We start from the raw sequence: 11,713 nt of genomic DNA, 5'->3' as shown, positions 1-11,713 counted from the left end.
CGCCGGGGCGGCACAATGGCCCCATGAGCCCCCAGGACCTGATGGCCGGACCCCCGCCCACCCACCTCCCCGACGACCCGGCGCAGTCCTCGTTGTCGGCGGGCAGCGCGCCCCGCGACGTGGTGGCCGAGCACCCCGAATCCCCGGCCGCGTGGGCGGCGTTGGCCAGGCAGGCGCGGGAGGCCGCGGCGGACCCGGTGACCGTCTATGCGTACGCCCGAGTCGGCTACCACCGGTCGTTGGACACGCTGCGCCGCAACGGCTGGAAGGGCAACGGGCCGGTGCCCTGGGAGCACGCGCCCAACCGCGGCTTCTTGAAGGCACTCGCCGAACTGGCACTGGCTGCCAAGGCGATCGGTGAGGACGCCGAGTGGCAGCGGTGCGCGGACTTCCTGCGCGACTCCAGCCCCACGGCGTACGACGAACTGCTGGGCTGAGCAGCGCACGCCCCCTGCCCGCGGTTCGGGACGGCGTCGGCGCCGCCGGTACCCTTGCCCGGTGAGTGACACCCCAGCAACCGCCCCGGACGCCGTCCAGCAGGCCCTCGACGCCGCAGCCGCAGAGGCCGGCGAGCAGCGACAGGTCCGGCTCGGCAAGCGGGAGAAGATGCTGGCCGAGGGGCGGGCGCCGTACCCGGTCCGGGTGCCGCGCACGCACACGTTGGCGCAGGTCCGCGACGGGTGGGGGCATCTGGAGGCCGGTCAGGAGACCGACGACGTGGTCGGTGTCGCCGGCCGGGTGGTCTTCCTGCGCAACACCGGCAAGCTCTGTTTCGCCACCCTGCAGGAGGGCGTCGGCACCCGGCTTCAGGTGATGCTCAGCCTGGCCGAGGTCGGTGAGGAGGCGCTGGATGCGTTCAAGCACACCGTGGATCTGGGTGACCACCTCTTCGTCACCGGGCGAGTGATCGCCTCCCGGCGCGGCGAACTGTCGGTGATGGCGGCCGAATGGGCGATGGCGTCCAAGGCGTTGCGGCCGCTGCCGGTGCTGCACCACGACCTGTCCGAGGAGCACCGGGTCCGGCAACGCTACGCCGACCTGATCGTCCGCCAGGAGGCCCGGGACATGGTCCGCGCCCGGGCGGCGATCATGCGGGCGATCCGCGGCGTACTGGAGGACCAGGAGTACCTCGAGATCGAGACCCCGGTGCTGCAGTTGATCCACGGCGGCGCCAAGGCGCGCCCGTTCCGCACCCATATCAACGCCTTCGACCAGGAGATGACGCTCCGGATCGCGTTGGAGCTGAACCTGAAGAAGGCAGTCGTCGGTGGCATCGACCGGGTCTACGAGATCGGCCGGATCTTCCGCAACGAAGGCGTCGACTCCACGCACAGCCCCGAGTTCACGATGCTCGAGGCCTATCAGGCCTACGGCGACCAGCACACCATGGCGGCGCTGATGAAGGACCTCTTCCTGGCGGCCGCGGATGCGGTCGGCTCCCGGCAGATCGAGACCCCGGCCGGGGTGATCGACCTCGACACCGAGTGGCGCTGGCTGCCCGTCTACCAGGCCGTCTCCGAGGCGGTGGCGGACACGATCACCCCGGACACCGAGGTGGCCACTCTCCGCGCTCACCTGGACCGTCACGAGATCGAGTACGACGACAAGGCCGACGCCGCGTCGCTGGTGATGGAACTGCTCGGCGAGCTCGTCGAGCCCACCCTGGTGCAGCCGACGTTCCTGTGCGACTACCCGGCCTCGGCGCAGCCGCTGGCCCGGCAGCACCCCGACGACCCGCGACTGATCGAGGCGTGGGACCTGATCATCGGCGGCATCGAGCGGGGCACCGCGTTCAGTGAGTTGATCGACCCGGTCGTCCAGCGGGAGGTGCTGACCACGCAGTCGCTGCTGGCCGCCGCCGGTGATCCCGAAGCCATGCAGTTGGACGAGGACTTCCTGCGGGCGTTGGAGTACGGCGCCCCGCCGATGGGTGGACTGGGCCTGGGTGTCGACCGGCTGGTGATGCTCTTCACCGGAGCCGGGATCCGCGAGACGATCCTCTTCCCGCACCTCAAGCCCGAGCAGCACTGACTGAGCACCGACACCGAGCACACCGACAAGGAGCGCTAGATGCCTGCGATCGTGATCCTGGGCGCCCAATGGGGCGACGAGGGCAAGGGCAAGGCGACCGACCAGCTCGCCACCACCGACACCATCGACTACGTGGTGCGGACCTCCGGCGGTCACAACGCCGGCCACACCATCGTGGTCAACGGCGAGAAGTACGCCACCCACCTGCTGCCCAGCGGCATCCTCACCCCCGGCGCCACCAGCGTGATCGCCAACGGCGTGGTGGTCTCACCCGAGGCGCTCTTCCGGGAGCTCGACGGCCTGATCGAACGCGGCGTCGACGTCGCCGACCTGGTGGTCAGCGCGAACGCCCACGTGATCGCCTCCTACCACTCCACGATCGACAAGGTGTCGGAGCGGTTCCTCGGCAAGAACCAGATCGGCACCACCGGTCGCGGGATCGGCCCGGCGTACGCGGACAAGGTGAACCGGGTCGGGATCCGGGTGGCCGACCTCTTCGATGAGGGCATCCTGCGGCAGAAGGTCGAGGCGGCGCTGGACCTGCGCAACCACCTGCTGACCAAGGTCTACAACCGACGTGCGGTCGAGGTGGAGGCGATCGTCGCCGAGCTCACGTCGTACGCCGAGAGGTTGCGGCCGATGGTCGCGGACACCTCGCTGCTGCTCAACCAGGCGCTGGACCGGGGCGAGACGGTGCTCTTCGAGGGCGCCCAGGCGACGATGCTGGACGTGGATCACGGCACCTACCCGTTCGTCACCTCGTCCAACCCGGTCGCCGGCGGTGTCTGTGTCGGCGCCGGGGTGGGGCCGACCCGGATCGACCGGGTGATCGGCGTGATCAAGGCCTACACCACCCGGGTGGGGTCGGGTCCGTTCCCGACGGAGTTGTTCGACGCCGACGGTGAGGCGTTGCAGCGGATCGGCGGCGAGATCGGTGTCTCCACCGGCCGCACCCGCCGGTGTGGCTGGTACGACGCGGTGATCGCGCGCTACTCGGCGCGGGTGAACGGGCTGACCGAGTTCTTCCTCACCAAGTTGGATGTGCTCGACTCGTTCGAACGGATCCCGGTGTGTGTCGGCTACGAGGTGGACGGCCAGCGGGTCGATGAGATGCCGATGACGCAGACCGAGTTCCACCACGCCACGCCGGTGTATGAGTACTTCGACGGTTGGAAGAGCGACATCTCCGGCTGCCGCAGCTTCGGTGAGTTGCCGGCGAACGCGCAGACCTATGTGAAGGCGCTGGAGGAGATGTCGGGGGCGAAGTTCTGGGGCATCGGCGTCGGTCCGGGCCGCGAGCAGACCATCGTGGTGCACGGCTGATCGGTCGGTGTGCGGGCCGCTGGTGCGGCCCAAGTCCGGCCTTGGATGTGGGATTCCAGTCACTGGGTGACTGGAAAGCCACACCTAGTGGGAACCAGCCCGGCCAGGCGGGCCCTGATCAACGGCGGCACCTTGTGGACGCGCGACGTCACACACTTCCCGATGTTCGGCGACCTGCGTCCGCCCTAGTGAACCCGGACGGAGGCCGCAGGAAGGGCCCGTAGACTCACCGCCCGTGAAGACCCTCGTGATCGGCTCTGGTGGACGTGAGCACGCACTGGCCCTGGCCCTGTCCAGGGACCCGGGCGTGACCGAGGTGCACGCCGCCCCGGGCAACCCCGGCATCGGCCAGTTCGCCACCCTCCACGACGTGGACCCGATGAACGGTCCCGAGGTGGCGGCGCTGGCCCAGCGCATCGGCGCGGACCTGGTCGTGGTCGGCCCGGAGGCGCCGCTGGTCGCCGGAGTCGCCGACGCGTTGACTGCGGTCGGCGTGGCCTGCTTCGGCCCGTCGCAAGCTGCCGCGCAACTCGAGGGCTCCAAGGCATTCTCCAAGGAGGTGATGGCCGCCGCCGGCGTGCCCACCGCCCGCGCCCACACGTGCAGCAGCTCCGAGGAGGCCGCCGCGGCCCTGGATGAGTTCGGTGCGCCGTACGTGGTGAAGGACGACGCGTTGGCCGCCGGCAAGGGCGTGGTGGTCACCAACGACCGGGACGAGGCGCTCGCCCACGCGGCGGCCTGTGGCCGGGTGGTGATCGAGGAGTTCCTGGACGGCCCCGAGGTGTCGCTGTTCGCGGTCTGCGACGGCGAACGAGCCTATGCGCTTCAGCCGGCGCAGGACTTCAAGCGCATCTTCGACGGCGGCCGCGGCCCCAACACCGGCGGGATGGGCTCCTATACGCCGCTGCCATGGGCGCAGGACGACCTGGCCGAGCAGGTGCTGGCCGCGGTCGTGCAGCCGACGCTGGACGAGATGGCGCGTCGGGAGATGCCGTACGTCGGTTGCCTGTACGTCGGTCTGGCGCTCACCGAGGCCGGCCCGCGGGTGATCGAGTTCAACGCGCGTTTCGGTGACCCCGACATCCAGCCGGTGCTGGCGATGCTGGAGTCGCCGCTGGGTGAGTTGCTGCTGGCAGCCGCCCAGGGACGGCTCGACGAGGTGGCTGCGCCGCGGTTCGCCCAGGGCGCTGCGGTGACCGTTGTGCTCGCCTCCGCTGGCTACCCCGAGTCATCCTCCAAGGGGGACGTGATCGTAGGGGTCCCGGATGCGGACCTGCTGCCGGGCATCGACGTGATCCACGCCGGCACCGCGGTCACCGACGCCGGTGACCTGGTGACTGCTGGCGGCCGGGTGCTGGCGGTCCGGGCGGTCGGCGCGGATGTTGTCGACGCCCGCGCCCAGGCGTACGCGGCGGCCGACCTGATCTCCTTCGACGGGATGCAGCTCCGCTCCGACATCGCCGCCGAACCCCTCGGGGTGATCGAGGGGGCGTCGGTCCTCGACGGCTGAGTCAGCCCGCGGCCGGCGAGGCAACGAGCCGGGAGGTGCTGAACAGCAGGACCACGAACCAGATCACCAACACGAAGCCCGCGATCGCTGCGGTGAGGACGATCGCGGTGAGCAACGGTGTCTCGGCGGGCTCGTAGCTGGTGACGGTCACGGCGGCCACGGTGATGACACCGGTCACCGCCAGATCGGCCCAGCGGATGACGTTGGCGGTGGCCCGCTTCTGGGGCGCGAGCGCCATGATCGCCGTGCATACCGCGAAGGTGAAGACCACCATCAGCACCGGCTCGATGATCTCGATCGGGGGGTAGCTGTGGCCGAGCCAGTCCGGCAAGGCCACCACCGCGGCCACGCCCGCGACCAGCGCCGCGAGGCGAAGTGCTCCGGACCGGTGACTGACCTTCCCGGCGAGTGAGGTGCACGCCAGGGACGCCATCAGCCAGCCCACCGGGTCCGGGATCAGGTCGATGCCGGGGTTGCCGAACCGGAGATCGGCGATCACCAGGATCAGGCCCCAGGCCACCACCGCGAAAGGCCGCAACGTTGCGTGCTCGTCCATCCCGTTCCCCGTCGTCGAACTGCCGAGTACAGTCGCTCGGCCCGATGCTAGCCGTAGCACGCGAACGCTGGTGCAGCTCGCGTCGATCCGCGTGGGAGAATGCGGGCCGTGACAGTCCCCAACGTTCTCGCCACCCGCTACGCCGCCGCCGACCTCGCCCAGATCTGGTCGCCCGAGCACAAGATCGTCCTCGAGCGACAGTTGTGGATCGCGGTGATGAAGGCCCAGAAGGACCTCGGCATCGAGATCCCCGACGGCGTCATCGAGGCCTACGAGAAGGTCGCCGAGGTGGTTGACCTGTCCTCCATCGCGGACCGGGAGCGGGTCACCCGCCACGACGTGAAGGCGCGGATCGAGGAGTTCTGTGCGCTGGCCGGCCACGAGCACATCCACAAGGGGATGACCAGCCGCGACCTCACCGAGAACGTCGAGCAGCTGCAGGTCCGCCAATCCCTCGAGCTGATGCGCAACCGCGGTGTCGCCACCGCAGCCCGGCTGGCCCGGCTGGCCGCCGAGCACGAGTCGACGGTGATGGCCGGGCGCTCCCACAACGTCGCCGCCCAGGCCACCACGCTGGGCAAGCGGTTCGCCTCCATCGCCGACGAGATGCTGGTCGCGCTCACCCGGATCGAGGAGATCCTGGCCCGCTACCCGCTGCGCGGCATCAAGGGCCCGATGGGCACCGCCCAGGACATGCTCGACCTGCTCGGCGGCGACGGCTCCAAGCTCGCCGCCCTGGAGTCACGCGTCGCCGCCCACCTCGGCTTCGACGAGGTGCTCACCTCGGTCGGCCAGGTCTACCCCCGCTCGCTGGACTTCGAGGTCGTCTCCGCGCTGGTGCAGCTGATCGCCGGCCCCTCCAACCTGGCCACCACGATCCGGCTGATGGCCGGCAACGAACTGGTCACCGAGGGCTTCAAGGAGGGCCAGGTCGGCTCCTCGGCGATGCCGCACAAGATGAACACCCGCTCCGCGGAGCGCGTCAACGGCCTCGCGGTGATCGTCCGCGGCCACTTGTCCATGGTGGGTGAGTTGGCGGGCGACCAGTGGAACGAGGGCGACGTCTCCTGCTCGGTGGTACGCCGGGTCGCACTGCCCGACGCCTTCTTCGCCACCGACGGGCTCTTCCAGACCTTCCTCACCGTTCTCGACGAGTTCGGTGCCTTCCCGGCGGTGATCCAGCGCGAGCTCGACCGTTACCTGCCGTTCCTGGCCACCACCAAGGTGCTGATGAGTGCGGTCAAGGCCGGTGTCGGCCGGGAGGCCGCCCACGAGGCGATCAAGGAGAACGCGGTCGCTGTCGCGCTGGGGATGCGTCAGGGCCAGGCCGAGAACGACCTGGTCGCCCGGCTCGCCGCCGACGAGCGCCTCGGCCTGGATGCGGCCGAACTGGAGGCGCTGCTGGCCAACCCCATCGAGTTCACCGGCGCCGCCGTCGACCAGACCCGCGCGGTGGTGGCCCGGGTGCAGCAGTGGGTGGACCGGCATCCCCAGGCTGCGGCGTACACACCGGGCGCGATCCTCTGACAGGTCGCGTGATGCGCACTGGCGGCCTCAGCGTTTGAGCGGCCAACCCCGCGCGGCGAGCGCCCGCGACACGACCTCGACGTCGAACTCCACGGGCGTGGACAGCAGGATCTCCCCATCCGGGGCGACGAAGGTCAGGTGCAGCGGCTCGAAGAGCTGCGGGTCGCCGTCCCAGCGCACCTCGGCCACCTCGCTGCGGATGATCCGCCAGCCGGTACGGCGCCACCCGGACTCGTCGCGCACCTCGTCGGTGTCCACCACCAGCGACTCCGGGGAGAGGAAGTAGGCCAGCAGCGCCACGGCCGCGACCACCCCGATCACCAGGGTGATCTCGGGGTTGGTCCATCGGCGCAGCAGGAACAGCGCCACCACCCCCGCGCCGACGGCGATGAAGAATGCGGTCACCGACAATCGGACGAAGACCGAGTCCTCGAACCGGATGGGTCCATCCGCATCGAAGCTGCGACGCTTGAAGAGCCTCATACGATCCGTCCGATCCTTGTCCGGGTCACCAGCAGCCAACCTAGCCAGAAGCAGCCGGCCAAGCCGGCCACCATCACCAATGGTGCCTTGATTTCGGCGGGAAGGGGCAGTGGTCTGATCGCCACCGCGATCAGGATCAGCACCGGCCCCTGCAGGATGAAGGCTGCGAACGAACTGCGCGACATGTGCGCCCAGAAGGGGCTGGACCAGCCCAACTTGAGTTGGGCGAACCGCAGCAGCCAGCAGGATCCGAAGACCACCAGGATCGCCTCGTAGGTGGCCAACACTGCCGACTCGACCCGCCACCCGGACAGGAACGGGGTCAGGTCCCCGCTGGTGTCGTCGATCCCGAAGATCACCGCCACCAGCGGCACCGTCAGCACCGTGCCCAGCGCGATGAAGCCACACTGTCGCCCGATCGGCTCCTTGACCCGCTCCAGCAACCCGCGGCGGGCGCCGATGATGCCCAGGATGAACAGGGAAAGCAGTTGCGGCCACTGCCACACGTGCAGGTCGAAGTACTCCGGTGCCCGGGCGTGGAACCAGCGCCGGATGAAGAAGGTGACCGCGAAGACGATGATCGCCAACAGGATCAGGTGCCTCATCGTGATCGGCCCGGGGTCGGGGCGTGCGGCCGGGCCGAGCCACCGCCAGACGGCGTAGAACAGGGAGAAGATCAGCAGCACCTCGGCGAACCAGAGTCCACCGGAGTCGATCAACCGGTCCCGACCGGTGAGCAGGAAGCCGTAGCTGACCGACCGGCCACTGGACCGATACGCCACCCACATCGTCATCGGCCAGATCACGAACGCCGAGGCGACGAACGGCAGTCCGAGTCGCAGGGCCCGCTCCCGACAGAACGCGAGGACACCCTTGCGGTTCACCGACGCCGGCGTGAACAGCCCGGCGACCAGGAAGAAGGTGCCCATCAAGAAGATCGCGCTGGGCCCCAGCACCGCGGCGAGCACGAACTCCACCTTCGGCAGGAAGGTGACCTCCTGGACCTCGTCGTACCCCCAACCACCGATGGCTGAGTAGCCGAGCAGGGCGTGACCGCCGATGATCCAGGCGATGAGCAGGGTGCGCAGCGTGTCCAGGGAGGGGTCCCGGCGCGCGCCGGTCGTCTCGGTCATGCTTCGGGGGAGACGTCCAGCACCACGTCGAACTCGAGCAGCTGGGCGCCGGAGGCGACCGGCTTGGCGTGCTGACCGGCGTGCGCAGCCCGGGCGTCCCCGTCCCGCCAAGCGGCGAACGACTCTTCATCGACCCACTGGGTGACCACGAAGTAGCGGTCCTCCCCGGCGGTGGGGCGCAACAGTTGGAAGCCGAGGAACCCGGGGGCGTTCTCCACGGCTCCGGCGCGCGCGGCGAACCGGCGCTCCAACTCCTCCCCGGCCCCCGCAGGCACGGAGATGGCATTGATCTTCACGACTGGCATGAGTCCACCCTAAGCCGTTCCTCCGGTGCGGCCCCGCGGCCCGCCCCCGCTAGGCTGCCGCCCATGCTGAACCTGCCGCCCGCCCCGGCCATCGACGGCACCACCCACCTGCACTCGGGGAAGGTGCGCGACCTCTACCGCATCGATGCCGGAGAGCACGCCGGGCGGCTGCTGATGGTCGCCAGCGACCGGATCTCCGCCTACGACCACGTGCTGAGTACGACGATCCCGGACAAGGGCGAGATCCTCACCCGGATGTCGCTGTGGTGGTTCGAGCAACTGGCCGACATCGTGCCGAACCACGTCGTCTCCACCGACGTGCCCGCCCAGGTGGCCGGTCGGGCGGTGATCTGCGAGCAGTTGGAGATGTTCCCGGTCGAGTGCGTGGCCCGCGGCTACCTGACCGGCTCCGGCCTGCTGGACTATCAGGCCACCGGCGAGGTCTGCGGGATCGCGCTGCCGCCCGGGCTGGTGGACGCCTCCCGGCTCCCCGAGCCGATCTTCACCCCCGCCACCAAGGCCGACCTCGGCGATCACGACGAGAACGTCTCCTTCGACGCGGTGGTCGCCACCATCGGCGAGGCCGAGGCCGAGGTGCTCCGCGAACTCACGCTGGCCGTCTATGTGCGTGCCGAGGAGTTGTCCCGCGAGCGCGGCATCATCCTGGCCGACACGAAGTTCGAGTTCGGGGTCCGCGACGACGTGGTGGTGCTCGCCGACGAGGTGCTGACTCCCGACTCGTCGCGCTTCTGGCCGGCCGACGAGTGGCAGCCCGGCCGCACCCAGCCGTCGTACGACAAGCAGATCGTGCGCAACTGGCTCACCTCGCCCGAGTCGGGCTGGGACCGGAGCGGCGACGCCCCACCGCCGCCGCTGCCCGAGGGCGTGGTCGCGCACACCCGGGCTCGCTACATCGAGGCCTACGAACGCCTCTCCGGCCTCCGCTTCTGACGGGAGCGCTCCGGATTGTCGTCGACGACAACCGGACCCGGGCGCGTTGTGCGTTCAGAACTGGACGCACCGCGCAGTCGCGGCGGTAGGTTGGTGAGCGCCGCCACAGAAGAGGGAGAACCATGGCCACCTACAACCTTGCCTCGCTGCTCGAGGACTCTGCCGCCACCTACCCCGACCGCACCGCGCTGGTGATCGGAGACCTGCGGCTCAGCTACGCCCAGGTCAACGGTGCGGCCAACCAGGTCGCCCACGCGCTGGTGGCCCGCGGCATCGAGCCCGGTGACAAGGTGGCGCTCAGTTGCGCGAACCTGCCGCACTTCACCATCGCCTACTACGGGATCCTCAAGGCCGGCGCCGTGGTGGTGCCGCTGAACGTGCTCCTCAAGGGCCGTGAGGTCGCCTACCACCTGGCCGACTCCTCGGCCAAGGCCTACCTCTGCTTCGAGGGCACCGCCGAGCTGCCGATCGGCGCCGAGGGGTACGCCGGGTTCTCCGACACCCCGGGCTGCGAGACGTTCCTGATGATCACCGTCGACCCGGCCGCTGCCTCGCCCATCGACGGCACCGAGACGCTCGGTCAGGCGATGGCCGGGCAGCCGCCGACCTTCGACACCGTGGTCCGCGACGAGGACGACACCGCGGTGATCCTCTACACCTCCGGCACCACCGGCCAGCCCAAGGGCGCGGAGTTGATGCACCGCAACATGCGCGACAACGCCCTCTCCGGCGCCGCCCTCTTCAGGGCCGACGCCGACCGGCCCGACACCTACCTGTGCGTGCTGCCGCTCTTCCACTCCTTCGGCCAGACGGTCATCCAGAACGGTGGCCTCGCCTACGGCGGCACCATCGTGATGCTGCCCCGCTTCGAAGCCGCTGCGGCGCTGGCCACGATGGCCAAGGAGCAGGTGACCTTCTTCGCCGGCGTACCCACCATGTACTGGGGCCTGCTCGGTGCCCTGGACGACTCCGTCGACGTGGCCGCGCTGGCTCGCCACCTGCGCGTCGCTGTGGCCGGTGGCGCGGCGCTGCCGGTCGAGGTGCACAAGGAGTTCGAGAGCCGCTTCGGGGTCACCATCCTGGAGGGCTACGGACTGTCCGAGACCTCGCCGGTGGCCAGCTTCTCCCGGCTCGGTGAGCCGGTCAGGGTCGGCTCGATCGGCACCCCGATCCCCGGGGTGGAGATGAAGCTGCTCGTCCCCGAGACCTGGGACGAGGTGCCCGAGGACCCCGACGCGGTCGGTGAGATCGCGATCAAGGGCCACAACATCATGAAGGGCTACCACGATCGGCCGGAAGCCACCGCGGAGGCGATCCAGGACGGCTGGTTCCGCTCCGGCGATCTGGGCCGGCGTGACGCCGACGGTTGGTACTACATCGTGGACCGCTCCAAGGACATGATCATCCGGGGCGGTTTCAACGTCTACCCGCGCGAGATCGAGGAGGTGCTGATGACCCATCCGGCCGTTTCGCTGGCCGCGGTGATCGGCGTACCCCACGACAGTCACGGCGAGGAGATCAAGGCGGTGGTGATCCGCAACGCCGACGTCGAGATCACCGAGGACGAGTTGGTGGCCTGGGCCAAGGACCAGATGGCGGCCTACAAGTACCCCCGGATCGTCGAGTTCGTCGACGCCATGCCGATGACCGCCACCGGCAAGATCTTGAAGCGGGAGCTGTCATGACCCGCGGCCAGACCATCGGCGTGGTGGCCGGGGTGCTGATGCTGCTGCTCGGTGGCCTGTGGACGCTGCAGGGGCTGGGCTATGTCGAGGGCAGCCCGATGACCGGCGAGCAGACCTGGGCGATCATCGGACCGATCGTGGCCGGCGTCGGAGTCGCCGCGATCATCGTGGCCCTGCAGCGGCGCTGACACCGGTCGCGCCTGCCGAGA

12 protein-coding genes are annotated in these 11,713 nt (G+C 69.6%); 8 read left to right on the top strand and 4 right to left on the bottom strand.

Annotated features, from left to right (window positions below; genetic code table 11):
* Positions 1-23: 23 nt before the first annotated feature.
* The 4 genes from JKG67_RS06270 to purD all read left to right on the top strand — a co-directional run bounded on the left by JKG67_RS06270 (position 24) and on the right by purD (position 4,864).
* Positions 24-437: a DUF3151 domain-containing protein gene (locus JKG67_RS06270; RefSeq protein WP_203336405.1), complete on the top strand. Its 414-nt coding sequence runs from the start codon at positions 24-26 to the stop codon at positions 435-437.
* 169 nt (positions 438-606) lie between these two features.
* Complete coding sequence (lysS, locus tag JKG67_RS06265; protein WP_238998099.1) at positions 607-2,031, top strand: lysine--tRNA ligase; 1,425 nt, start codon at positions 607-609, stop codon at positions 2,029-2,031.
* 39 nt (positions 2,032-2,070) lie between these two features.
* A complete protein-coding gene (locus tag JKG67_RS06260; protein ID WP_203336403.1) occupies positions 2,071-3,354 on the top strand; it encodes an adenylosuccinate synthase in 1,284 nt (427 codons plus the stop codon).
* 235 nt (positions 3,355-3,589) lie between these two features.
* Positions 3,590-4,864: a phosphoribosylamine--glycine ligase gene (gene purD / locus JKG67_RS06255; RefSeq protein WP_203336402.1), complete on the top strand. Its 1,275-nt coding sequence runs from the start codon at positions 3,590-3,592 to the stop codon at positions 4,862-4,864.
* Position 4,865: 1 nt separating this feature from the next.
* Here the strand turns inward: purD and JKG67_RS06250 are convergent, their stop codons facing one another.
* Positions 4,866-5,420, bottom strand: a complete 555-nt coding sequence (locus JKG67_RS06250; RefSeq protein ID WP_203336401.1) for a hypothetical protein — start codon at positions 5,418-5,420, stop codon at positions 4,866-4,868.
* A 108-nt stretch (positions 5,421-5,528) separates the two neighbouring features.
* Here JKG67_RS06250 and purB point away from each other — a divergent pair, with 108 nt between their 5' ends.
* Positions 5,529-6,947 (top strand): adenylosuccinate lyase, encoded by a 1,419-nt coding sequence (gene purB, locus JKG67_RS06245; RefSeq protein ID WP_372442041.1) that lies wholly within the window; start codon positions 5,529-5,531, stop codon positions 6,945-6,947.
* A gap of 27 nt (positions 6,948-6,974) precedes the next feature.
* Here purB and JKG67_RS06240 read toward each other — a convergent pair whose 3' ends face one another.
* The 3 genes from JKG67_RS06240 to JKG67_RS06230 are packed head-to-tail and all read right to left on the bottom strand — an operon-like array spanning position 6,975 to position 8,868.
* Complete coding sequence (locus JKG67_RS06240) at positions 6,975-7,430, bottom strand: hypothetical protein (RefSeq protein ID WP_203336399.1); 456 nt, start codon at positions 7,428-7,430, stop codon at positions 6,975-6,977.
* Entirely contained in the window at positions 7,427-8,563 is a 1,137-nt protein-coding gene (locus tag JKG67_RS06235) for an acyltransferase family protein (protein WP_203336398.1), read from the bottom strand. Before JKG67_RS06235 ends, JKG67_RS06240 begins: the two co-directional genes overlap by 4 nt.
* On the bottom strand, positions 8,560-8,868 hold the full coding sequence (locus JKG67_RS06230) for an antibiotic biosynthesis monooxygenase family protein (protein WP_203336397.1): 309 nt from the start codon (positions 8,866-8,868) through the stop codon (positions 8,560-8,562). Before JKG67_RS06230 ends, JKG67_RS06235 begins: the two co-directional genes overlap by 4 nt.
* Before the next feature lie 63 nt (positions 8,869-8,931).
* On the opposite strand from JKG67_RS06230, the gene JKG67_RS06225 reads away from it, so the two are divergent.
* The 3 genes from JKG67_RS06225 (at position 8,932) to JKG67_RS06215 (ending at position 11,692) form a co-directional block, all read left to right on the top strand.
* Positions 8,932-9,819, top strand: a complete 888-nt coding sequence (locus JKG67_RS06225) for a phosphoribosylaminoimidazolesuccinocarboxamide synthase (protein WP_203336396.1) — start codon at positions 8,932-8,934, stop codon at positions 9,817-9,819.
* A 122-nt stretch (positions 9,820-9,941) separates the two neighbouring features.
* Entirely contained in the window at positions 9,942-11,504 is a 1,563-nt protein-coding gene (locus JKG67_RS06220; protein WP_203336395.1) for a long-chain-fatty-acid--CoA ligase, read from the top strand.
* Positions 11,501-11,692, top strand: a complete 192-nt coding sequence (locus tag JKG67_RS06215) for a hypothetical protein (protein ID WP_203336394.1) — start codon at positions 11,501-11,503, stop codon at positions 11,690-11,692. The genes JKG67_RS06220 and JKG67_RS06215 overlap by 4 nt, the downstream gene beginning before the upstream one ends.
* Positions 11,693-11,713 lie beyond the last annotated feature (21 nt).

This window comes from Nocardioides limicola (genome assembly GCF_016827675.1).
GTDB classification, from domain to species: Bacteria; Actinomycetota; Actinomycetes; order Propionibacteriales; family Nocardioidaceae; genus Nocardioides; species Nocardioides limicola.
Note: the sequence above shows the minus strand (reverse complement) of the source record. Positions and strands in the feature narration are given on the sequence as shown.